Origin of the sequence: Achromobacter aloeverae (assembly GCF_004121055.1) — a bacterium.
GTDB classification, from domain to species: Bacteria; Pseudomonadota; Gammaproteobacteria; order Burkholderiales; family Burkholderiaceae_B; genus Bordetella_C; species Bordetella_C aloeverae.
On sequence record NZ_PYAL01000001.1, the window covers coordinates 146,237 to 168,779 of the forward strand.

The window sequence follows — 22,543 nt, forward strand, 5'->3', positions numbered from 1 at the left end:
ATCACCGATGACAGGTTGTGCAGCTGGTCATGCGCGCCTCGCTTTCAAAATGGAAGACGCGCTGCAAGGTGGCGACGTCGTCGTCGGACAAAGGCGGCACGTCCCGCATGACGAAGACCTGGTCCACGGGTCCCACATGTTTCGCGGGCGCGCGATGGCAGTCCAGGCACCATTGCATCTGCAGTTCCTGATGACGCAGCAGCACCGGCATCTTGTCCACGCGCCCATGGCACGTGACGCACGCCACCCCCTTGGCCACGTGCACGCTGTGATCGAAGAACACGAAATCCGGCAGGTCGTAGACACGTTGCCAATGGATGGGCACGCCGGTCCTCGCGGCCTCGCGCAAGGGCGCCAGCACCGGCGCGTCCTTGAACAGCACGGCATGGCACGTCAGGCAGATCTCCGCCGAGGGCATGCCCGCCGATGCCGTTTTCTGCACGGACACGTGGCAATAGCGACAATCGATCCCGTCGTCGCCGACATGGTGCTTGTGGCTGAACGGGATGGGCTGCGCCACCGCCACGCCGGCGGCCACCGGCGCGGTCATCTGCCAGGCCACGGTCGCGATCGAGACAAGCAGCAGCGCAAGCGTGGCCAGCAAGACCAGCTTGATACCCAGCACCGCCGCTTTGTCGAAAACCTGTGCCATGCGAAATGAAGCGCGCCGCGCGCGACATGATCGGAGTGCCGCTGCGGAGCAAGCACTATGCCGAGCAATTCGTCACCACGCCTTCAGCTCGCGGTCAGGCAGCGCTTATCCGGGACTACCTGTCACGGGAAGGATCAAGCCGGTGATGTAGCTCGCGCAGGCGGGGGCCGCGAGAAAGACATACGCGGGGGACAGCTCCTCCGGCTGCGCCGGCCGGCCCATGGCCGTTTTCTCGCCGAAGTGCTTCACCGCCTCGGGCGGCTTGTCGGCGGGATTGAAGGGCGTCCACACCGGACCGGGCGCGACGGCATTGACCCGTATTCCCTTTTTGGCGAGGCTGCTGGCCAGCGACATGGTGAAGGCATGGATCGCCCCTTTTGTCGTGGAGTAGTCCAGCAGCCCTCCACTGCCCCGTAGCCCGGTAACCGAACCGGTGTTGATGATGCTGCCGCCTTCCTTCAGGTGAGGCACGGCGGCCTTGGCCATATGGAAGTAGCCGTAGACGTTGGTGCGCATCGTCTCGTCGAAACGCGCTTCGTCCAGGTCCTCGATGGACTCGGCGTGTTCCTGGAATCCGGCGTTGTTGACCAGCACGTCCAGCTTGCCAAACGCCTGCAAGGTCTGGTCGACTGCCTTGCGGCAGAACGCCGGGTCCTTCACGTCGCCGGGTATCAGTACGCAGCGCCGTCCTTCCCCTTCGACGTGGCGCCGGGTTTCCTCCGCGTCCTCGTGCTCGTTGAGATAGACGATGGCGACGTCCGCCCCTTCGCGCGCGAACAGGATCGCCACCGCGCGGCCGATGCCCGAGTCGCCGCCGGTGACGATGGTGGAAAAGCCGTCGAGCTTGCCGCTGCCGCGATACCCCGGCGCCGAGAATGCCGGGCGCACTTCCATATCGGCCTCCAGCCCCGGCTTTTCCAGGTGCTGGCCCGGCAAGGGGGGTTCCGGATAGTCGCGTTGCCCGGCCTGCATCGCCTTCTTTTCCCCGGATGAGGATGACGCCGCGGCCTTTTGATCGTTCTGGTCCTGTTGTTGCTGGATGGCGCGCTGCTTGTCGGCGGCGGCCTCGGCCTGCCCGCGCCCATCCTTCATGCCTTCCTTGAGTTCGCTCATGGATCGTCTCCCGATAATCGCGCCTCGTTCGCAACTATCGGACCCGGCATGCCCATCCACGGCGCGGCGACAAGTGTGCCGGCACGCTTCCCCGCGCGCTTCGTATATCAGGCGTCGCGCCCTTCCTGGTCCGATCGTGCGGTCAACAGGCGTCCCACCCCTTCGGCCTCGCGGCGCAGGACGGCGAGCACCATGGCCTCGCGTTCGGGCGTCATGCGCATGGCAATGGCCGCCACGCTCAACGCGGCCACCGGCCTGCCGGCTCCGGTCAGGATGGGCACCGCCACGGTGCGCGCGCCCGGCACGTCCACCACGTCCATCGCCACATGCCCCTGGCCACGCGCCTCGCGCAACATGGCACGCAGCCGTTCTTCGTTCATACCCGCGTAGGCGCCCAGGCGGGGCACATTGTTGGCGAGGACCAGCTCGGCCACGTCCTCGGGCAACGCGCTGAGCATGGCCAGGCTGCCCGCCCCTATGCCCAGGGGACGCCGCGTACCGACGTCGACGATGAAGGTCTTGATCGGATAGGACCCGACGGCGCGGTCCGCGCAGATCGCGTCATCGCCGCTGCGCATCATCAGGAACACCGTGTCGCCGGTGTCGTCGGCGATACGCGCCAACGCCGGCTTGCACAGCTGCGGCAGGTCCAGGCGCTCCGAGGCCGCCAAGCCCATGTCGTACGCCAGGTGGCCAAAGTGATAGCGCCGCGTCGCGCTATCGAAAGCGAGCACGTCCTCTTCGGCCAGGCACTGCAACATGCGCCGCGCGGTGCTGCGGTCCAGCCCCGTGCGCGCGGCCAGTTCCGCGGACGTCGCGCCGCGCCGTTGGGCGGCGACCAGGGCCCGCAAGAGGCCTATCGTGCGGCGGATGCTCTGGGTGCCGCCCGCGGACGCGGCGGCCGGTGGCTTGGACACGGTCATCCTTGGCATATCGGTCATATTGTGATCATCAAATAGGACTCACCCCTAGCTTGGCGGGTCCAATTCCTATAACTTTGCGCCGCCGTATCGGTTTTTTGGGGCACTTATTGGATCAGACCACAAAAAGGCATTGGTCACAATGTGCCCGATCCGGGAGCAAAGCACCGGCGATACGGGAAAAATGAAAAACAGGGCCCCGCCCATGCATAGCATCGAGGAGACATCACCATGAACCGAAGCATACGCACCCCCTTGGCGTCCCTGGCGTTCCGCGTCGCCGTCGCCACCGCTTGCCTATCCGCCCTGCTCTCGCCCGCCACCGCCGCCACGGCAGCCGCCAACTACCCTACCAACCCCATCCGCATCATCGTGCCTTTCGCGGCGGGCGGCACCAGCGACCTCGTCACGCGCATCCTGGCGCAAGCCATGGGCACCGAACTCCATGTGCCCGTCATCGTCGACAACCGCCCCGGCGCGGGCGGCAACATCGGTTCCGAGTTGGTGGCGCGGTCCGCGCCTGACGGCTATACCCTGCTCATGGGGACGGTGGCGACGCATGGCATCAATACGAGCCTCTACAAGCGCATGCCGTTCGATCCGGTGAAGGACTTCGCGCCCGTCAGCCTCGTGGCATCGACCCCCAGCGTGCTGGAAGTCAACCCCTCCTTGCCGGTCAAGTCCGTGGCCGACCTGATCGCGTACGCCAAGGCCCACCCCGGCAAACTCTATTTTGGCTCCGCCGGCAATGGCAGTTCCCACCATCTGGCGGGCGAACTGTTCGACTCGATGGCGGGCGTCAAGATGAACCATGTGCCCTATCGCGGCACCGCGGCGGCGGTCACCGATACGATAGGCGGCCAGGTGCAAGTGATCTTCGACACCCTGCCCTCGGCCATGCCCTTCGTAAAATCCGGCCAATTACGCGCCCTGGCCGTCACCAGCGCGCAGCGCGATCCGGCCTTGCCCGACCTGCCGACCCTGGCCGAGGCCGGGCTGCCCGGCTACGAGGTCGGGTCCTGGTACGGCTTGCTGGCGCCGGCAGGCACGCCGCCGGCCGTGGTGGACCGCATCGGCAAGCTGGTGGCGCAGATTGTCCGCCGCCCTGACATCCAGCAGAAACTGCAGGCCCAGGGCGCCACGGCCGTAGGCAGCACCCCGGCGGAGTTCGCGACGCACATTGCCAGCGAAATCCGGAAATGGAAGCCGGTCGTCCAGGCATCGGGCGCCCAGGTCGATTGATTCCGCGCGCGCCGTCCTCCAGGCACGCCGCGCCACCCCCCCTTATCACTACATCTGGAGCTGTAGATCATGAGTGAAGAAAAGCCGACTGTCGGCGTCATAGGCCTGGGCAACGCCGGCATGGCCCTGGCGCGTCCCCTCGCGCGCCACTACGACGTGCTGGGCTACGACCGCGACGCCGCCCGGCTTGCCCTGGCGCGGGACATGGGCGTGCGGGGCGCGGCCGACGCGGCGCAGGTGGCGCGGGAATGCCATCTCATCCTTCTGTCCCTGCCCACGCCGGCCGCCTCGCTGGCCGCCGCCGACGCCTTGGCTCAAGGCGCAACGCCGGACGCCGCGCGCGGCTGCCTGCATGATCGCCTGGTCATCGAGACCAGCACCGTCAGCCCCCAGGACGTGGCGGCGCTGCAAGCGCGCGTGGCCCCGCATGGCGCCCGCGTCATCGACGCCGCCATCATCGGCGGCGTGCACAAGCTGGCCGAAGGCAGGACCACCTTCCTGGTAGGCGCCGCGCCCGCGGACTACGCCCGCGCCCAGCCCGTCCTGCAAGCGGCCGCCGAGGAAATCTTCCACCTGGGCGCGACGGGCAGCGGCATGCGTGCCAAGCTGGTGAACAATGCCGTCGCCCACACCACCATGGTCATGCTGCTGGAGGCCGCCGCGCTGGCGCTGAAGGCAGGCGTGCCGCTGGATGTCTTCTACACCTTGATGCAAAGGGAATCCGGTCTCATGCGTCCGTTGACGCATCGTTTCGGCGAGCGCATACGCCAACAGGATTTCGAGGGCGGCATGCCGACGGCCAACGCGCGCAAGGACTCCGCACTGGCGCTGGACCTTGCGCGTGAACTGGGCGTGCCCCTGTTCACCATGCAGGCGTCCCATTCCGTGTATGAGATCGCACGCGGCGCCGGGCTCGATCGCCTGGACTATGCATCCATTTCCAAATTGTGGGAACAGTGGATGGACATCGGTTTCGGGAAGGACGCCCATGCGCACTGAACATCCCGACGCCGCCGGCCTTTCCTGGTACTACGAATATCTGGACCAGATCGCCAACCTCGAACTGAAAAACAAGCCTGCGCAGCAAGGCGGCACGGCCCTGCGCTATCGCGCGGCGCGCGACGCCCAGGGCGGCGGCCCGCTGTGCGCGCGCATCGCCCGCACGCTACTGTCCCTGCGACCGGGTGGGACCGTCATCCTGGTGACCGGGACAGGTAATCCGCAATGGTTGCCCCACGGGGAAACCGACGGCCCATCCGGCGTGGCGGTGCTGGCGCGCGCGTTCGGCGCGCTGGGATTGCGCAGCTGCATCCTGTCCGAAGCGCGCTTCCTGCCAGGCATCGCCGCGTCGGTGCGCGCCGGTGGCACACCGCTGCTGGACGAGCCGGCCTGGCGCGAACGCGCCAATGCCGCGCTCATGCTGCCCTTTCCCACCGGGGCGGCGGCGGCCGGCCCCTTTATCGACGATCTGCTGCGGCGCCTGCCGGATATTGCCGCCGGCTTCTTCATCGAAAAACCCGGACCCAATACGCAAGGCGTCTTTCACAACAGCAGCGGCAAGCCCAAGGATAGCGACTGGGTGGCGCACGCGCACCTGCTGGCGGCGGGCTTGCGCGCGCGCGGCCTGCCCACCGTCGCGGTGGGCGACGGCGGCAATGAAATCGGTTTCGGACGCATACAGGGCCCCGCCAGGGACGCGCTGGCCGCTGCCATGCCGGGCGCAAGCGACTGCGGCTGCCCTTGCCACGGCGGGCTGCTGGATGCGACGGAAGTCGACCTGCTCATGTCCGCGGCCGTCTCCAACTGGGGCGCCTACGCCATCGCGGCGGCGCTGGCACTGGCCCACGGGCGCCCGCGCCTGCTGCCGGACTGGCCGGAAGTAGCCGCGGGCATCAGCGCGCCTATCGCCGCCGGCGCCTACGACGGCTATAGCGGACTGGCGCTGGACACCGTCGATGGCACGTCGCGAGCCGCCAACCGCGCCATCCATCAGCTGATGGCGGAAGTCCTGCGCCTGGCCGGCGAACAAGGAGCGCAATCATGAAGATCTTCCATTGCGGCGGTACTTCCGTCTATATGGTGGGCGGCGGCGGCATGGGTTTGTCGCACCCCTGCGACTCCCATGTGTATGTCATCGAGAACGGCGGCGAGGCCGCCATGATCGATGTCGGCAGCGGCATCGCCCCCGAGGAAATCCAGGCTCGCGTCCTGGAGGATGGGATCCCGATGTCGACCATCAAGACCCTCATCCTGACACATTCCCATTGGGACCATGGCCGGGGCGCGGCGTGGTGGGTCGCGGCGACAGGCGCCCGGCTGGCCGTGCATCGGCTGGGCGTGCGAACGCTGCAAGAACAGTTGTGGCCGTCCTCGCATGTACAACGGCATGGCGTGGCCTCGCGCCGCGCCCGGGTGGACCTGCCACTGGAGGACGGCGACTCCATCGAGGTCGGCGCCCTCGCCCTGGAAGTCGTGCACACTCCCGGGCATAGCGACGACTCGATCTCGCTGCTGGCGCGTGTCGACGACCGCAAGCTGCTGTTCGGCGGCGACACCTGCTTCGCCGAAGGCGGGCACGGAACGGTCAACGCGGATACGGATTTCCGCGCCTATCGCGCGTCCGTGCGTCGTCTGGCGGCGCTGAAGGTGGACATGCTCTTTCCCGGACACAAGCAGTTCGTGCTGTCGCGGGCCCACGCGCACGTCGCCATGCTGGATCGCCGGATGTCGGGATCGTGGACCAGCATGGTGGACACGCGCGTGCCCTTCTTTCCCACCTGGTGGCTGGAGCACGACGCTTCACTGTACGAAGACGCCGCGCGTGTCGTGTGACGGCGCCCGCCCCGTCAGTTGGCCTCCACTTTCATCTTCGCCAGCACGCCCTTCCACGCGGTGGTCTGCTGGTTGATGAACTGCTGGAACTGCGCGGGCGTGCTGCCCTTGGGATCGGCGCCGCTCAACAGCAGCTTGTCCTTGAAGTCCGGATCGTCCAGCGTCTTGAGCAGGGCATCGCTGAGCGTCGCGACCACATCGGCAGGCAGATCCTTGGGACCGACCAGTCCATACCAGGTCGACATATCGTAGCCGGGCAGGCCCGCTTCCTCGATCGAGGGGATGTCGGGCGCCGCCCCGGAACGCGTGCGCGTGGTCACGCCCAGCGCCCGCAACTGGCCGCCCTTGATAAGGGGCAGCGCGGTGGGCAGGTTGGGGAACGCCATGGTCATGCGGCCGGCGATCAAGTCGGACATGAAGCTGCCGCTGCCCTTGTAGGGAATGTGCACCACGTCCAGGCCGGACAGGGCCGCGAACAGTTCGCCGGAAAGATGCACAGACGTTCCCGTGCCGGACGACGCGAAATTCAATGCGCCCGGACGCGCCTTGCCGTCGGCGATGAGCTGCTTCATGTTCTGGTACGGCGAATTGGCCGGCACCACCAGCACATTCGGCGCGCTCATGATCTGGCCGATGGCGGTGAAGTCGTGCGCAGGATCGTAGCGCGCCGTCTTGTACATCAGCGGATTGGTGACGAAGCCGATGGACGTGTAGTACAGCGTATACCCGTCCGCCGGCGAACGCTGGGTATATTCGGTGGCGATATTGCCGTTGGCGCCCGGCTTGTTCTCGACGATGAAGGACTGGCCGAGGCGTTCGCCCAGCTTGGCCGCCATCAGGCGCGCGACGGCGTCGGTGCTGCCGCCGGGCGTGAACCCGACGATGATGTGGACGGGCTTGTCCGGATAGCGCGCCAGCGCCGGGGCCGGCGTCGTTGCCACGGCGGCCGCCAGCATCGCGATCGCCATCGACCAGCGGCCGCGCCGCTTTTGCCGGGCTGTCTCTTCCCACTTCACGCTTTCCCGCTTCACGTTTTCCCGCTTCGATTCTTGTTTGATGTCGTCCATGCTGTCTCCAGTATTTTCCCCACGGCCGGCTTGCGCCTTCGGCCGCGCCCTTGCTTCTACTTTTGTTTCAGTCATCCCGTCATGCGCGCAGCAGTCGCAACTTCGAGATCTCCTCCAGGCCCTCGTGCGTCAGGCCGTCGACGCGGTCCACCACCAGCAAGCCCTCCGGCGTCACCGCCAGCGTAGCCAGGTCGGTGTAGATGCGGTCGACGACGCCCACGCCGGTCAGCGGGTAGTCGCACGTCTCGACCAGCTTGGACTCGCCGCTGCGCGTCGTGTGCTCCATCATGACGAAGACCTGCTTGGCGCCGCGCGCCAGGTCCATGGCGCCGCCCACCGCCGGGATGGCGGCGGCGTCGCGCGTGCGCCAGTTGGCCAGGTCGCCGCGCACGGAAACCTGGAAGGCCCCGAGCACGCAGATATCGATGTGGCCGCCGCGGATCATGGCGAAGGAATCGGCGTGGTGCACGATGGAGCCGCCCGGCAGCAGGGTGACGAACTGCTTGCCCGCGTTCACCAGTTCGGTATCTATGTCGTCGCCCTCGGCCACGGGCCCCATGCCCACGACGCCGTTCTCGCTTTGCAGGATGATCTCGCGGTCCGGCGGCAAGAGATTGGAAATGGTCATCGGTTGGCCGATGCCCAGGTTGACGTAGGCGCCCTCGGGAATATCCTCGATCAGGCGGCGCGCGACCTCGGGAACGGTGCGCGGGGTATACGGTTTGCTCATGTCAGTTCGCTCCTGCGAGGACGACCCGCTGGACATACACGCCCGGGGTGATGATGTGTTCGGGATCCAGGCCACCGAGATCCACGATGTGGGACACCTGTGCGATGGTGCAGCGTGCCGCCGCCGCCATCACCGGCCCGAAGTTGCGGCCGGAGCGCCGGTAGGTCAGGTTGCCCCAGCGGTCGCCCGTATGACCCTTGATCAAGGCATAGTCGGCGCGCAAGGAGTACTCCAGGATGTGCTCCACGCCGTCGATGACCCGGCTCTCCTTGCCCTGCGCGAGCTCGGTGCCGGCGCCCGTCGGCGTGAAGAAGCCGCCGATGCCGGCGCCGCCGGCGCGGATCCGTTCGGCCAAGGTGCCCTGCGGCACCAGCTCCAGTTCCAACTTGCCCTCGCGATACAGGTCGTCGAAGGCGTTCGACCCGGGCTGGCGCGGGAAGGAACAGATGAACTTGCGCACCTGGCCCGCGGCCACCAGCTTGCTCAGGCCCTTGCCCAGGCTGCCGGCGTTGTTGCTGATGATGGTCAGGCCACGTGCGCCCTGGCGCACCAGCGCGTCGACCAGCTCGAAAGGCAGGCCCGCCCCGCCGAAACCGGACACCATGAGGACGGCGTCGTCCGGAATATCGGCCACGGCGGCATCCAGGCCGTCCACGATTTTGTTGATCATTGTCAGTCTCCCGCAGCTTGTGCGTCGGTAGCCGGTTCGAAGACCGGCAAAGGATAGGAACCGTCGGTAGCGGCGAAGGTCACCCTGACGGCGTCGCCGATCGCCCAGCCGTCCGCCGGCGCATGCACCAGGTGCGTGAGCATGGCCGGTCCTTCGGCCAGGGTCACGAAGGCCAGCACGAAAGGCGTGTCGGCATGCGCCACCGTCGTGAAGGAATAGACGCGGCCATGGCCGCTGCCCTCGGTCCACGCGGTCTGGCCGCCGCATAGCGGGCAGCGCGGACGCGGGTACCAGTGCGCCTGTGCGCAGGCCTCGCAACGCCGCAGCAGGAAGCGGCCCTCGGCGGCCGCCTGCCAGAAAGGCAGGGTATCGGACGATGGGATGGGGGCGGGATGTATGCGGGCGGGCGCGGTGTTCGTCGGTGCTTGAGGCTGGCTGTTCATACACGCTCCAGGATCAATGTCGCGCTGCCGTGGCGGGTGGCCAGCATGCCGCCCGTGCCATGGGCCAGCGCCAGGTGGCAGTCCGGCACCTGCACGGCCGGATGCGCCTCGCCGCGCAACTGCCGCACGGCCTCGATCACCTTGGTCATGCCGCCACGATTGCCGGGATGGTTGTTGCACAGGCCGCCGCCATCCGTATTGAAAGGCAGCTTGCCGACGCCGGAGATCAGGTTACCGTCGGCCACGAAGCGGCCGCCCTCGCCCTTCGCGCAGAAGCCGAGGTCTTCCAGCTGCATCAGCACCGTGATGGTGAAGCTGTCGTAGATGGACGCATAGCGGATATCCGCCGGCGTCACGCCCGCTTCCTCGAAGGCCCGTGCGCCGGACCAGCGGCCGCCGGAATACGTGAGGTCGATATATCCGCCCCCGGTATGCTTGACCGCCTCGCCGGCGCCGCGCACTTTCACCAGCGGACGCCGCAGGCCGCGCGCGACCTCTGGGCTGGCCACCACCAGGGCGCCGCCGCCGTCGCTCACCACGCAGCAATCCAGGCGATGCAGGGGATCGGCAACCAGCGGAGAATCCAGCACGTCACGCACCGTGACCGGCTTGCGCAGCATCGCGTCGGGATTGTGCTGCGCGTGCTGCGAGGCGGCCACCTTGACCCAGGCCAACTGCTCGTTGGTGGTGCCGTACTCGTGCATGTGGCGCCGCGCGCACATGGCGTAGCCGGCCGCGTTGGCCAGGCCATACGGGAACTCCCATTGCGCGTCCGGCTGGTCCGGACTGCGCATGCGGGCCTTGGTGCCCGTGGCCACGCCCTCGCTGCGCGGACGGCCCGCCAGCGTGATCAGCGCGATGCGGCACTTGCCGGCGGCGATCGCTTGCGCGGCATGAGCCACCAGCGCGATATAGGACGCGCCGCCGAGGTCGGTGTTGTCGATGTGGCGCGGTTGCAGGTTCAGGTAGTCCAGCATGGACGTCGCGCCCAGCCCGGGCGTGTCGCCCGAACAGAAATAGCCGTCCACCTCGGCGGCGGGAATGCCAGCGTCCGCAAGCGCTCCCACCGCGACTTCCGTGTGCAACTGCGCCAACGAGGTGTCGGGCGCCTTGCGCAAGGGGTGCTCATACGCCCCCACTATGTAGGCTCTGCCATTGATGCTCATGCTGCTACGGGTGCTCCTCCGCGCGTTTTTAAAAAATAGAATTAACTTCTATTTTTATTAGAATAAACTTCTATTTTCTTGTCAATCACGCATCCCGACATCGACATGCCCGCCAAACGCATTTCTTCCGCCGCCCCCGAAAAACCCGAGGGCGTGGCCGCGGTGAACCGCGCCCTGACGGTCCTTCAGGCCTTCAACCAGGCGCCGGACGGCCTGACCCTGGCCATGCTGGGGGCCGCCACCGGCCTCTACGAAAGCACCATCCTGCGCTTGCTGGATTCATTGATGCTGGCCAACTACGTGAAGAAGCTCGCCGACGGCCGCTACGTGGTGGGACCGGGCGTCATGCCGCTGGCGGAGATGTACCGGCAGTCATTCAAGCTGTCCGACTACGTGCTGCCGCGCCTGCGCGCCCTCACCGCGGAGACGGAGGAATGCTCGGGCCTGTACGTGCGCGAAGGCGACCAGCGCATCTGCCTGCACCACATCCAGCCCCAGCGCTCGGTGCGCTCGCATGTGCGCGAAGGCGTGCTGTTCCCGCTCGATCGCGGCGCGGCCGGGCGCGTGATCCTCGCGTTCGATTACCAGCTCGAGGGCGAGCCCTACGACACCATACGGGCCCAGGGGTACGCCATCACGCAAAAGGAGCGCGATCCCGAAAGCGCGGCCATCGCCTGCCCGGTCTTCGGACACGACGGCAAGCTGGTGGGGGCGATGTCCATCGTCATTCCGCTCTACCGCTATTCGGACCAGGTGGTGAAGCGCGTCCTGCCGGCGATACGGAAGCAGGCGCGGCTGCTGAGCCAGGACCTGGGCGGGGCTTGAAGGCGCCGGCGTGCCGCCCTGGGCCTCCTTTTTGGGGTACAACATCGGTACGTATGGAGTACAACGCCGTTACGTATGGGGCACAACCCCGATAAGTGGGGCACAACCCGGGTACAACCCCGGACGCAACCCCGACAAGCATCGATTCGGATTTCCTGCCGTGAACACTGTCCTCGACCTGCCCGCCACGCTTTCATCCCGTCTCAAGCGCGAAACCAGCGACCAGCACGAGCGCATGCACTCCCTGATGGAACAGGGCCGGCCATTTGCGTCGCGCGAACGCTATGCGCGCTTCGTCGCCGTGCAATACGTCTTCCAGCGGGACGTCGAGCGCCTGTTCGACGATGCGCGCGTCCAGGCCGTCGTGCCCGACCTGGCGGTGCGTGGCCGCGTGCAAGCCGCCGCGGCGGACCTGGCGGACCTGGAATGCGAACTCCCGCGCGTCGCCCTGGCCACTGCCGACGTCGCCATGCCGCAAGCGCTGGGTTGGCTCTATGTCTCGGAGGGGTCGACGCTGGGCGCCGCCTTCCTGCTCAAGCAGGTCCAGCAAACGTTGGGACTGGACGGCGATTTCGGCGCGCGCAATCTTGCCGCGTATCCCGACGGCCGCGCCCTCGCCTGGCGCCGCTTCGTCGCGGCCCTGGACAGCAAGACCATCCCGGCCGACGAGCACGAAGCCGTCCTGGCCGGCGCCAATGCCGCCTACGACCGCTTCGGCGCCTTGCTGGGGCGGTATTTGCTGGCGGCCTGAGTTACTGGCCCATTGCTGCGGGCCCTGCCCGCTATGCCGGCGCCGCCTCCATCGTATCCACATCCTCCACCAAGGTCTGGATGAAGGCCTGGCATTCGGGACGCAGCGGCTCGAAAGTCGATGTCAGCAGATAGACCGCGGCAGGAATGTCCAGGTCCAGGGCCTTGACCGCGAGGCCGCGCCACAGCTCTTCGTCGACGCAGTACTGGTTCACCAGGGCGGCGCCCAAGCCCTCGTTCACCAGCGCGCAAGCCTGCTCGGAGCGGTTGATTTCGACCAGTGGCGCCTGGTCTATCCCGGCGGCGCGCAGCCGATCGCGGATCACCGCGCCCATCGGCATGTCCTGCTGGTACAGGATCAGGGGCATTCCACGCAGGTCCTTCAACTCCACCTTCTTGCGGCGCGCCAAGGGATGGCGCGCGGGGATCACCAGGCAGATGCGTCCGCCGAATAGCGGACGACAGTCCAGGTTGGGATGATCGACCGGCCAGATCGACAGTGCGAAGTCGCAAATCTTGCCTAGCAGCTCCGCCGGCATGTCCTTGATCAAGCCCGTGCGATAAGCGAAAGACACGTCCGGGTTCTGCTTCAGGAAGCGCTTCATGGCACGCGGCACCACCCGCAGCCCCAGCGCCGGGCTGCTGCAGAAACTGATGCGCTGCTTGCGCCTTTCCTTCAGGTTCTCGACCAGGCTGTCGATGCGCCCGGCCGCGCCGTACAACTCGTCCACTTCGCGAAAAATCACGCGGGCGTTATCCGTGGCCTTGAGCATCCCGTTCTTGCGATCGAACAGCGTCAGGCCCAGGCTGCTCTCGATATGCGCCAGGGTCCGGCTTACCACCGGCTGCGATACGAACAGCATGCGTGCGGCGCCGCTGGTCGATCCGGTCAGCATGATGGCGCGAAACACCTCCATGTGCCTGAGCTTGAATTTCATGTTCTCCCCACTGTCCCGCAAGCCGGGCGCGCTTGCCCGGCGGCCTATGTCCTATGGCTATACCCACCCCCCGCAATCGCATATCCGCGGGCGGCCGCCCGTTCCTAGAATACCGGCCGGGGCGGCGCTCGGTGCGCTGCCCGATGAACTGCCATGGAAAGGAGACCCATGTTGGCACTCAAGGACACCGGACGCGCGATCCTGCGCAAGGTACTGGGCGAACGCTATTTCGAAAAGCGCGAAGCGGGGCGCAATGCATTCAACGCCGACGCGCGTGAACTGGTCGAAGCATACTGCTTCGGCGCCATCTGGGGGCGGCCCGGACTGCCGGCCGCCACGCGCAGCCTGCTGGTGCTGGCGATGCTGACCGCGCTGGGCAAGGGCACGGAACTGAAGATGCACGTCCTTGGCGCGCTGAACAACGGCTGCTCCGTCGAGGAAATCAAGGAGGTCCTGTTGCAGGCCATGGTGTATTGCGGCGTGCCGGCCGGCGTCGAGGCCATGCGCGCGGCCGAGGAAGTGCTGGCCGAGCAACAGCTGATCGCGCAGGCCTGACATGGCGAAGATCGGATTCATCGGATTGGGGGCAATGGGCCTGCCCATGGCGAGAAACCTTCTCGCGCGCGGCCACCACGTTTGTGGACACGACGCCTCGCCGCGCGCCATCCAGGCATGGGTGGACGCGGGCGGCGCCGTCGCGCCCGACCTGGCCGACCTGGTCGCCGGCGCCGACGTGGTGATCACCATGTTGCCCAGCGGTCCCATCGTGCTGGACGTATTCGAACGCGGCATCTGGCCTTACGCGCGCAACGGCCAGGTATTCATCGACTGCTCCACGTCGGGCGTGCCCAGCGCGCGCCGCCTGCACGTGGCGGCGGCGGAACGGGGACACTCGATGCTCGACGCGCCGGTCACGGGCGGCGTCGCCGGCGCCGAGGCCGCGACGCTGACCTTCATGGTCGGCGGCGACGCGAAGGTCTTCGAATCGATGAAGGACGTCCTTTCCGCCATGGGCGCCAAGCTGGTCTACACGGGGGGCCCCAGCACGGGCCAGGCCGTGAAAGTCTGCAACAACATGGCAGCCGGCATCATCAAGATCGCCATCAGCGAGGCTTTCGTCCTTGCCCGCAAGCTGGGCGTGGAGGACCAGGTGCTGTTCGATGTCGCCAGCGCCGGCAGCGCCCAGGCTTTCGCCTTGACCCGTACATGCCCGGTTCCCGGCCTGGTCGCCAGCTCGCCCAGCAGCCGGGACTATCGCAACGGCTTCGCCACCAGCCTCATGCTGAAGGACATGATCCTGGCCCAGGAGGCCGCCATGAGCGCGGGTGCGCCCACTGTGCTGGGCGGCGCCGCCACCCACCTTTACCAGCTATGCGCCGGCGCCGGACTGGGCGATCTCGACAACGGCATCGTGTACCAATATCTGCTTGGACAACAACAAGGCTAGACAGGCGGCCGGACCATGCATGCGGCGGACCGACGTCCGCTGCGACAGGACATGGGACGTTGCATTCATTACGTCGGGTGCAGCGTGTCCCACGAATAAACATCAGGAAGAGACAATTCATGAAAGCTTGGAAACTTGCGTTGGCATTGACATTCGCGTCCGCCGGGCTGGCGTCGACCGCCGCGGCGGCGTCGCCCTACCCCGCGCGCCCGGTCTCCATCGTGGTCGGCTTTGCCGCCGGCGGCAGCACCGACATGCTGGCCCGCACGCTGGCCAAGGAACTCTCCGACAAGTTCCATCAGTCCTTCATCGTCGAGAACAAGCCGGGCGCCAACAGCAATGTCGCGCACACCTATGTCGCCCGCGCGAACCCGGACGGCTACACCCTGTTGATGGTGCCTTTTGGCCTGGCGGTCAATGAATACCTGTACAAGGACCTGCGCTACAAGCTCGACGATTTCGCGCCCATCGCGCTGGTCGCGCAAGTGCCGAATGTCCTGGTGGTCAACAAGAACCTGCCTTTCAACAACGTAAAGGCCTTCGTGGACTACTCCAAGGCGCATCCCACGGAAATCACCTATGGGTCGCCGGGCGTGGGATCGTCACTGCATCTTGCGGGAGAACTGTTCCGCTACGCGACGGGCGCGGAGATGCTGCATGTCCCCTTCAACGGCAGCGGACCGGCCTTGATGGCCGTGCGGTCGGGCGAGGTGAAATCCGCTTTCGATAATCTCTCCACCGCGGCGCCCATGATCAAGTCTGGCGACCTGAAGGCCCTGGCGGTCACCAGCTCGCGCCGCTCGGACGCCTTTCCCGACCTGCCCACCATCGCAGAATCCGGCTATCCGGAATACGAGATCTCGTCGTACTTCGGCCTGGCCGCGCCGGCGGGCACGCCGCCAGCCGTCGTGGACACGCTCAACCAGGCGGTGATGGAGGCCTTGAAATCGCCCGCCATACAGGCGCAATTCAAGACCCTGGGCGCCTATGCGCAACCGAACACACCCGCGCAATTCTCCGCGTTCCTGCACAAGGAGAACCAGAAATGGCGGGATGTGATCAAGGCTTCGGGACTCAAGCCGGATTGACGGCATGAGGCTGGCCTGCCGGCGTCATGGCGGCAGGCCGAAGTCCCTAGCGGCGTTGATAGACCACGCCCTTGATCAGTACCTGCTCGACGTCGGGCTCCTCGTCGTAGCGCTGCCGCGCATCCTCGATGGCCATCTGGTTCTCATTGGCCCAGGCGATCAGCGCCGTCACGGGCTGCAGCAGCGTGCGCCCCATTCCAGTAAGTTCGTAATCGACGCGCGGCGGAATCGTGGGATACACCGTGCGCGTGAGCAGTCCATCGCGTTCCAGATTACGCAAGGTCAGCGTCAACATGCGTTGCGAGATGCCGTCTATCTCGCGCTTCAGTTCGTTGAAACGCCGCGGGCCGCCGGACAGCGTCGCGATGAGATAGAGGCTCCATTTGTCGCCGATCCTGTCCAGGATAAGACGGGTCGCGCGGCAGCCTCCAATCTCAGGTTTTGGGATCGCGCCAGGCTGCCTGGTGTGACTCGGTGACATGCGTGTGCCTTCTTGTGGGGCCGAGGCAGGAACCATACCATCCTCCGTACCTGCTGGTAATTAAAGCGCCTTTAATTACCTGGTTCCTCTTTTATACCTGGTTTTTATACCTGGAGTCCCGCATGAGCAACATCCTGCTGATTACGTCGAGCCCGCGCGGCACGGAAAGCCTGTCCGCCCGTTTCGCCGGCGACTTCGCCCGTCGACTGCGCCAACAGCGCCCCGGCGCCACGTTGACGGTGCGTGACCTATACGCCCAGCCACCGGCGCATATCGATGAAGCCTATATCGTCGGCCGCGGCCTTCCCGCCGACACCCGCACACCGGCGCAGGCGGCGGCCGTCGCCCACGCGGAAGCGCTGATCGCGGAACTGCATGCGGCGGACACCGTGGTCATCGGATCGGGCATGATCAACTTCGGTCCGCCGACGCAACTGAGGGCCTGGTTCGACTACGTCGCCTGGCCGGGCGTGACCTTCCGATACGTGGAAGGCAAGATCGAGGGCTTGCTTGGCGGCAAGAAGACCTACCTGGTCACGGCGTCGGGCGGGGTATTCTCGAACGGCCCCCGCGCCGCCGTGGACTTCCAGTCCAATTATCTGAAGTACCTGCTGGGACTCATCGGGCTGACCGACATCGAACACATGCGGGTGGAAGGCCTGGCCTACGGTCCGGATGCGGCGAAGGCAGCCATCGACAATGCGCAAACAGCGGTGCAAGCCTTGCTGGCCAAGGCCGCATGAGTCACGCGCCGGCGGGCATGCCCCCGGCGCGGACGCGCTTAAGCCTGAGCGAGCACGCCGGATCCTGCCCGTGCCACGGCGGGATCACCGCATAGTCCGCTGCCGAATGCCCAGAGCCCGCAACCAGGCGTCCACCTGCCCGAAAGAATCCAGTTGCCACTGTTCTGGCGTGCGGTCGCCCAGCACGCGCGTAGCTTCAACGAAGCGCCGCACACAGGTGGGGCCGAAACCTTCAACCGCATCGAATTTATTGGCGATGTGCTGGTAGCCCTTCATACCGCTAGCATGCTCCAGCAGCGGCAGGCAATCTTCAGCCAGGACTTGCGGTCCACCGGGATAGTTCCGGATGCAGTAGTAAATGTCGTACGCATCCTGCATCGATCTGGCGGACCAATTGGAAACGCTTGAGTTTTTCACGTTGCACATAGCCATGTCCCAGCAACTCGTCCACCAGACGGGCGTATTCGCCCTCTCCCAACGCTCCGGAATTCAAGCCGAGATCCAGGTCCAGCGTTCCGACGTGGGGCATATCTTCGTTGTCGCCCAACAGCAGCCAGGGTACAGCCCCGCCCACAACGGCGAACTTGTCCTTGAAACTGCCCAGAATCTGGCCGATTTCGATCAGCACGGATTTGACGGCCGCAGTCGTGCGGTCGTCGTAGTCGCTGGCGAACTGTGGCTCGCCCGGTGTCATGTCAGCCATTGCAATATTTCTTGCCGAAGATGGTCGGCCGCCTCCTGCCCGCGTTCTCCTGCATCGGTGAGATCTAGATAGGTCTGCACAGGACTGGTACATGACACTCCCGTCGCGGGCTCCACGGTGTCACGAAACAAGCCGGGGTCATCAAGCACCGTCACGATAACGTTCTCGCCCTTGCTAGCAGCGGTAAGTTGCAAGACCGCGCGCAACTGTTCCAGCCCCGCCTCGTCGGCATAGAAGTACTGGGTACCCGTGCGACCATAAGGCGCCAGCCACTGAGCTGCGGAGAACGAGGCTAGCGCCACCAGCCCGGTGTCGGCCGAGCGGCGAGGCAATGCGCGAATGGATTCCGTCAACGCGGACCCGTGCAAGGTGGTATAGAAACCTTGCCGCTTGCCTGCAGGTCGCTCGTAAGCACTCCGCCACGCATTCAGCAGTGCATCCGGTTTGGACAGGAATACCCCCTCACCCGACACCTCCGCCCACTCTCGGCTGAGAAGCGCAGTACGCACCTTGCTGACATGCCCGAGACTGACCCCCGCCGCCTGCGCCAGCTCGATCACCCGCCATGGGCGGGCCGGATGTCGTAACAGTTGCCGAAGCACCTGGGCAGACTTGGGTTTGAACAGCGAGCGCAATTCCCGCCGTTCAGCGACGGGCTTGCCGGCGAACTGGCGCAAGATAAAGAAAGTTCCGAAGGCCAAGCGAGCGTTGCCTTCCAGGTCCAGATACCCCACTTCGTACTCCCGGCAGAGATCCTGGGCCTCGGCCGACAGGTAGGGCGCGATGAGCACCGGCGTGACAGGTTCACTCTGGCCTGCGACGTACTCCTTCAGCATCAACAGCTCGGGTCGTATTTGCCGGGGCTGGCCGCTGGAGCTCACGCTCGCGATCAAGGTGAATCGGCGCCCAAAAGTGTCGATATTGGCGAGCAGGTCTATCGAGCGATCATCTTCGTTCGTCGCGGCGCGCACTTCGAGATGCTCGATGGCAGGCACTTCGTGCAGGGCGCCACGAAGCGCCTCGGCGGCTCTTTGCTCGACTTTCACTGTTTTATGCGTTTTCACCATTTGATGAAACTACCACTCTGAGTGAAAACCAGTCAAGGCGCTTGCATCGAATTCGTTGTCGTCGCCCTGATGGCGGCGCCGAGCGCGCGCAGGGCGCCGCGGGCCTGGGCGTCGACGGGGCCGGTATGCAGCACCACGTCCCGGGCAGGCAGCGGCGGCAGGCCCAGGCGGGGACCCAAGTCCACCGTACCCACCGGCGCCACCCGCCGGCCCAGCGCCGCCACGGCCAGGCCGGCCGATACCGCGGCGCCTATGGTAGACACGCCGCCGCCCACGAACACCTCGGTCCAGGGCACGCCAGCCTGCCCCAAGGCATCCACCGCCATGGCGCGCACGCTGCAGGGTTCGGCCTGCGTCGCCAGCCGCAAGGGCTGGCCAGGCATCCATTCAAAATCGGGCGCGCCCATCCAGCCGTAGCCCTCCTGCAACAACACCTCGCCATCCAGGCGGCGGCTATCGTGACGCAACACGACACCGGCATCGAGCCTGCCCGCGTCGAACTCGTCCAGCACTTCGCTCGATGACGCGACCCGCATTTCCACGATCAGCGCGGGATCAAGACGGTTCAGGCCCTGCAACAAACGAGGCAGCTCCGAACCGACCACATGATGGCTGACGCCCACGACCAGCCGGCGCGGCTGGGCATGCGCGAATGCATTGAACGCGCCCTGGTGCGCCGCGACCAGCGCCCGCGCCGCTGGCAGGAAAGCGCCGCCGTCCGCCGACAGCCGTACCAGGCGGGGCGTGCGGTCCAGCAGCCGGCGTCCCACCATGGATTCCAGGCGACGGATCTTCAAGCTGATGGTCGACTGCGTCGTATCCATCACCTCGGCCGCGCGCGTAAAGCTTTTCATGTCCGCGGCCAGCACAAAGGCCTGGACGGCTTCGATATCGAGGGTTTTCATGCTTGGTCCTCCCGAGGCGGCGCGAAGTCGGATGCCGGCAGCCCGTGGCAACGTTGGCCGGTGCCCAATGATTTAATTTCTAAATTATTGAAATCCGGATAAAACGAGTTTTCAAATGATAGTGCCGGCGATAGGCTGCGTCCATACCGGTCGAGCACGCTCTTTCCTTGCAGCGCGATCCGTACGACTTTTTGCTTCCGTCCTTGCGCCCGTCGCCCTGCATGGCGCCGCTGTGCCGGACTTGTCCCACTTTCTGGAGCTGATCATGCTTATCGCCCATTACACCCACCGCCTTCCTGCTGATTACGACCTGGACATCATTCGTCGCCGCGCCAGGGAACGTGGCAAGCTTTGGGACGCCACGCCGCGCCTTTACTTCAAGGGTTTCCTGCTTCGTGTAGCGGGGCAGCTGGGCGCGATCAGCCACAGCTATTCATCGCTGTATCTCTGGCAGGACGACCAGGGCCTGCGCGATTTCCTCCTGGATAACCGCTACAAGACCGTCACCGACAGCTTCGGCCGCGCCAGCATCGATACGCGCATCGTGCTGGATGCACGGCGCGGCGCCGGCAAGGACGCGCGCTATGTGCAGAAAGAAGAAGTCGATATCCCGCTGGACCAGGACCTGGCCGAAGCCTATGCGCTGGAACTGGAGCGCAACCGCGCCGTCGCGACGCAACGCGGCGTCCTTGCCGCCGCCGTGGGCGTGGACACCGCCGCCTGGCGCGTCACGCGCGTCGCCCTGCGCGAAGACAACGAAGGCGCCGCCAAGGACGCCGTCACGTACGAGGTGCTGCACCTGGCGAAGCCCCTGCTGGATCAACTGCCGTTGGCGGCGGGGTGATCATCGACGCATGATCATCGACGGGATAATCAGATAGAATTGCGACCTATTCGCATTTAAGCAATTCAGGTTTCCCGCTCGATGAAGGGTGTCCGCATCTTCCCCGTCTCTTCGCGCTGCCCCCGATACGCAGGGGGTGGCAGCGCGACGCATGACGCGGCGCCTTCGGAAGCATCGAGGGGCTGCCCTTGACCGCGCCCTCCGACGATGCCCGCTCCTGGCTGAGCCAGATGTATGCGAGCTTTCGCGTCCCGCTGTTGCGCTTCCTGCAGCACCGCCTGGGCGATCGCCATGAAGCCGAAGACGCGCTGCAAGAGTCCTTCACCCGGCTCGCGGCCGCAGGGCAGGCGACGTCGCCGCGGAACCAGCGCCCTTACCTGTTCCAGATCGCCGCGAACCTGCTGCGCGACCGCGCGCGCGAACAGTCGCGGCAAGGACCGGTGAAGATGGTTTCCTTCGACGATCCCGAAACGCGTGCCGACGACGTGCCGGTGGACGCCTCCGCGTGCCCGGTCTCCAGCACCGCGCATCGCGAACGCCTGCATCGATTGGGACAAGCACTCCAGGAGCTTCCGGAACGCCAGCGCGAGGCCTTTGTGCTACACCGCTTCGATGGCCTGACGCAGGACGAAGTCGCCGACCGCATGGGCATTTCCCGCCGCATGGTGACCAAGCACCTGAGCCGCGCATTCGCCTACTGCGAGATACGCGTACGCTATGCCAGCGCCGACCAGATGACGAGCGGCCAGCGCGACCGCATGGAGAACGGATCGGAGGAGCAAGCATGACCCACGCCGACGATGCCCTGGCATTGCACGAGGCAGCCGCCGAGTGGTATTTGCGGCGCCAGGCAGCGGATTGGAGCCAGGCCGACCAGGCCGAGCTCGATGCATGGTTGCAGGCCGATCCCCGCCACGGCGAAGCGATGAGCGCCCTCTCCCGGACCTGGCTGGATTTCTCCGGCGTCACGCGCCCGGCCCTTGCCTCGGACGCCAAGGCACGAGCCACTATCGCGGCCCGGGCGCCGTCCGCCGCAAGCCACGGCGGACGCGACCATCGCCATGCCGGACGCCCCTGGCATTCGAGCCTGGTCAACATGCTGCGTTCGCCCCGCGTGGCCGGCACGCTGGCCGCCTGTCTCGTGCTGGCCGGCGCTGGCGGCTGGTTCGCGTATGACAACTTCCCCACCTACAAGCTGGACGTCGCCACCGCGCATGGCGAGACGCGTACCCTGGACCTCCCCGACGGTTCGCGCATCGCAGTCAATATGGATACGCAGTTGAGCGTGCGTATTTATCCGCGCCGACGCGAGGTGCGGCTGCAACGGGGCGAGGCCTGGTTCCAGGTCGCCCATGCGCCGGCGCATCCCTTCACGGTCGCTTCGGGCGACAACGAGGTGCGCGTAACCGGCACCGTCTTCGATGTGCGCAACGTGCCTGGTCGCACCACGGTACAGGTCCGCGAGGGGCGCGTGGAAGTCCGCGGCGCCCGCCACTGCGGCGAGCCCGCGGTGCTGACCGCCAGCCAGGCGATCACGATGGGCGGCAACTGCTCGCACACACCCATCTATGGCGTCACGACGGACATGGTCGGAGATTGGCGTGAAGGCCAGTTGGTCTTCCGCCGCACCACGCTGGAAGATGTGGCGCTGGAACTGGCGCGCTACCTGGGCAAGCCGGTGCGCGTCGCCGACCCGCGCGTCCGCGCCCTGCCCGTATCCGGCTTCGCCTCGACCGCGCGACCGGCGGCCTTCCTCGAATCCTTGCCGGATCTGCTTCCGGTCCGGGTGACGCCGGATGCCGGTGGTGGCTACCGGATCGAGCCGGCTGCCCAACCTTGATCGTATCGGCCGCCCCGCCGCGCCGACTGTTACAAAATAATTTCCCGTCCCCGGGTTCCCAGTTCTCCCGCGAATGC

General features: G+C 66.1%; 25 protein-coding genes and 1 pseudogene. 13 read left to right on the top strand and 13 right to left on the bottom strand.

Going from position 1 to position 22,543, the window contains the following annotated elements; genetic code table 11:
- Position 1: 1 nt before the first annotated feature.
- From C7R54_RS00660 to C7R54_RS00670, 3 genes are all read right to left on the bottom strand, one after another.
- Positions 2-652, bottom strand: coding sequence for a cytochrome c3 family protein (locus C7R54_RS00660; protein ID WP_129148273.1), 651 nt, complete (start codon positions 650-652; stop codon positions 2-4).
- Between the two features lie 105 nt (positions 653-757).
- A complete protein-coding gene (locus tag C7R54_RS00665) occupies positions 758-1,765 on the bottom strand; it encodes an SDR family oxidoreductase (protein WP_129148274.1) in 1,008 nt (335 codons plus the stop codon).
- 107 nt (positions 1,766-1,872) lie between these two features.
- On the bottom strand, positions 1,873-2,706 hold the full coding sequence (locus C7R54_RS00670) for an IclR family transcriptional regulator (protein ID WP_129148275.1): 834 nt from the start codon (positions 2,704-2,706) through the stop codon (positions 1,873-1,875).
- Positions 2,707-2,916: 210 nt separating this feature from the next.
- Here C7R54_RS00670 and C7R54_RS00675 point away from each other — a divergent pair, with 210 nt between their 5' ends.
- From C7R54_RS00675 to C7R54_RS00690, 4 genes are all read left to right on the top strand, one after another.
- Positions 2,917-3,927 (top strand): Bug family tripartite tricarboxylate transporter substrate binding protein, encoded by a 1,011-nt coding sequence (locus C7R54_RS00675; RefSeq protein ID WP_129148276.1) that lies wholly within the window; start codon positions 2,917-2,919, stop codon positions 3,925-3,927.
- Positions 3,928-3,996: 69 nt separating this feature from the next.
- Entirely contained in the window at positions 3,997-4,926 is a 930-nt protein-coding gene (locus C7R54_RS00680; protein WP_129148277.1) for an NAD(P)-dependent oxidoreductase, read from the top strand.
- The gene (locus C7R54_RS00685) at positions 4,916-5,971 is read left to right on the top strand and encodes a glutamate cyclase domain-containing protein (RefSeq protein ID WP_158021116.1); all 1,056 of its coding nucleotides are present in this window, start codon (positions 4,916-4,918) and stop codon (positions 5,969-5,971) included. The genes C7R54_RS00680 and C7R54_RS00685 overlap by 11 nt, the downstream gene beginning before the upstream one ends.
- The gene (locus C7R54_RS00690; protein ID WP_129148279.1) at positions 5,968-6,759 is read left to right on the top strand and encodes an MBL fold metallo-hydrolase; all 792 of its coding nucleotides are present in this window, start codon (positions 5,968-5,970) and stop codon (positions 6,757-6,759) included. Before C7R54_RS00685 ends, C7R54_RS00690 begins: the two co-directional genes overlap by 4 nt.
- 14 nt (positions 6,760-6,773) lie before the next feature.
- Here the strand turns inward: C7R54_RS00690 and C7R54_RS00695 are convergent, their stop codons facing one another.
- The 5 genes from C7R54_RS00695 to C7R54_RS00715 form a co-directional block, all read right to left on the bottom strand.
- Positions 6,774-7,826 carry a tripartite tricarboxylate transporter substrate binding protein gene (locus C7R54_RS00695; protein WP_158021117.1) on the bottom strand — a complete coding sequence of 351 codons (1,053 nt, stop codon included), beginning with the start codon at positions 7,824-7,826 and terminating at the stop codon, positions 6,774-6,776.
- 79 nt (positions 7,827-7,905) lie between these two features.
- A complete protein-coding gene (locus C7R54_RS00700) occupies positions 7,906-8,556 on the bottom strand; it encodes a 3-oxoacid CoA-transferase subunit B (RefSeq protein ID WP_129148281.1) in 651 nt (216 codons plus the stop codon).
- A 1-nt stretch (position 8,557) separates the two neighbouring features.
- A complete protein-coding gene (locus C7R54_RS00705; protein WP_129148282.1) occupies positions 8,558-9,226 on the bottom strand; it encodes a 3-oxoacid CoA-transferase subunit A in 669 nt (222 codons plus the stop codon).
- 2 nt (positions 9,227-9,228) lie between these two features.
- Positions 9,229-9,669 carry a Zn-ribbon domain-containing OB-fold protein gene (locus C7R54_RS00710; RefSeq protein WP_129148283.1) on the bottom strand — a complete coding sequence of 147 codons (441 nt, stop codon included), beginning with the start codon at positions 9,667-9,669 and terminating at the stop codon, positions 9,229-9,231.
- Positions 9,666-10,835, bottom strand: coding sequence for a thiolase domain-containing protein (locus tag C7R54_RS00715; protein ID WP_129148284.1), 1,170 nt, complete (start codon positions 10,833-10,835; stop codon positions 9,666-9,668). The genes C7R54_RS00710 and C7R54_RS00715 overlap by 4 nt, the downstream gene beginning before the upstream one ends.
- A gap of 105 nt (positions 10,836-10,940) precedes the next feature.
- Here C7R54_RS00715 and C7R54_RS00720 point away from each other — a divergent pair, with 105 nt between their 5' ends.
- Both C7R54_RS00720 and C7R54_RS00725 read left to right on the top strand, forming a co-directional pair.
- On the top strand, positions 10,941-11,660 hold the full coding sequence (locus C7R54_RS00720) for an IclR family transcriptional regulator (RefSeq protein WP_129148285.1): 720 nt from the start codon (positions 10,941-10,943) through the stop codon (positions 11,658-11,660).
- A gap of 160 nt (positions 11,661-11,820) precedes the next feature.
- A complete protein-coding gene (locus C7R54_RS00725) occupies positions 11,821-12,411 on the top strand; it encodes a biliverdin-producing heme oxygenase (RefSeq protein WP_129148286.1) in 591 nt (196 codons plus the stop codon).
- Positions 12,412-12,442: 31 nt separating this feature from the next.
- Here the strand turns inward: C7R54_RS00725 and C7R54_RS00730 are convergent, their stop codons facing one another.
- Positions 12,443-13,348, bottom strand: coding sequence for a LysR substrate-binding domain-containing protein (locus C7R54_RS00730; protein ID WP_129148287.1), 906 nt, complete (start codon positions 13,346-13,348; stop codon positions 12,443-12,445).
- Positions 13,349-13,516: 168 nt separating this feature from the next.
- Between C7R54_RS00730 and C7R54_RS00735 the strand changes: the two genes are divergently transcribed.
- From C7R54_RS00735 to C7R54_RS00745, 3 genes are all read left to right on the top strand, one after another.
- Entirely contained in the window at positions 13,517-13,903 is a 387-nt protein-coding gene (locus C7R54_RS00735) for a carboxymuconolactone decarboxylase family protein (protein WP_129148288.1), read from the top strand.
- A 1-nt stretch (position 13,904) separates the two neighbouring features.
- Positions 13,905-14,795, top strand: a complete 891-nt coding sequence (gene mmsB / locus C7R54_RS00740) for a 3-hydroxyisobutyrate dehydrogenase (RefSeq protein WP_129148289.1) — start codon at positions 13,905-13,907, stop codon at positions 14,793-14,795.
- Positions 14,796-14,914: 119 nt separating this feature from the next.
- Positions 14,915-15,883 carry a Bug family tripartite tricarboxylate transporter substrate binding protein gene (locus C7R54_RS00745; RefSeq protein ID WP_129148290.1) on the top strand — a complete coding sequence of 323 codons (969 nt, stop codon included), beginning with the start codon at positions 14,915-14,917 and terminating at the stop codon, positions 15,881-15,883.
- A gap of 46 nt (positions 15,884-15,929) precedes the next feature.
- Here the strand turns inward: C7R54_RS00745 and C7R54_RS00750 are convergent, their stop codons facing one another.
- Positions 15,930-16,364 (bottom strand): winged helix-turn-helix transcriptional regulator, encoded by a 435-nt coding sequence (locus tag C7R54_RS00750; RefSeq protein WP_129148291.1) that lies wholly within the window; start codon positions 16,362-16,364, stop codon positions 15,930-15,932.
- A gap of 122 nt (positions 16,365-16,486) precedes the next feature.
- Between C7R54_RS00750 and C7R54_RS00755 the strand changes: the two genes are divergently transcribed.
- Complete coding sequence (locus C7R54_RS00755; RefSeq protein ID WP_129148292.1) at positions 16,487-17,107, top strand: FMN-dependent NADH-azoreductase; 621 nt, start codon at positions 16,487-16,489, stop codon at positions 17,105-17,107.
- Between the two features lie 84 nt (positions 17,108-17,191).
- On the opposite strand, the pseudogene C7R54_RS00760 reads toward C7R54_RS00755, so the two are convergent.
- The 3 genes and pseudogenes from C7R54_RS00760 to C7R54_RS00770 form a co-directional block, all read right to left on the bottom strand.
- Positions 17,192-17,810 (bottom strand): annotated as a pseudogene (locus C7R54_RS00760) (hypothetical protein).
- The gene (locus C7R54_RS00765) at positions 17,798-18,877 is read right to left on the bottom strand and encodes a type IV toxin-antitoxin system AbiEi family antitoxin (RefSeq protein ID WP_129148293.1); all 1,080 of its coding nucleotides are present in this window, start codon (positions 18,875-18,877) and stop codon (positions 17,798-17,800) included. Before C7R54_RS00765 ends, C7R54_RS00760 begins: the two are co-directional and overlap by 13 nt.
- 32 nt (positions 18,878-18,909) lie before the next feature.
- Entirely contained in the window at positions 18,910-19,782 is an 873-nt protein-coding gene (locus C7R54_RS00770; RefSeq protein ID WP_129148294.1) for a LysR family transcriptional regulator, read from the bottom strand.
- 265 nt (positions 19,783-20,047) lie between these two features.
- Here C7R54_RS00770 and C7R54_RS00775 point away from each other — a divergent pair, with 265 nt between their 5' ends.
- From C7R54_RS00775 to C7R54_RS00785, 3 genes are all read left to right on the top strand, one after another.
- A complete protein-coding gene (locus tag C7R54_RS00775; protein WP_129148295.1) occupies positions 20,048-20,626 on the top strand; it encodes a DUF4865 family protein in 579 nt (192 codons plus the stop codon).
- A gap of 188 nt (positions 20,627-20,814) precedes the next feature.
- Positions 20,815-21,414: an RNA polymerase sigma factor gene (locus C7R54_RS00780; protein WP_129148296.1), complete on the top strand. Its 600-nt coding sequence runs from the start codon at positions 20,815-20,817 to the stop codon at positions 21,412-21,414.
- On the top strand, positions 21,411-22,466 hold the full coding sequence (locus C7R54_RS00785; RefSeq protein WP_129148297.1) for a FecR family protein: 1,056 nt from the start codon (positions 21,411-21,413) through the stop codon (positions 22,464-22,466). The genes C7R54_RS00780 and C7R54_RS00785 overlap by 4 nt, the downstream gene beginning before the upstream one ends.
- Positions 22,467-22,543: the final 77 nt, after the last annotated feature.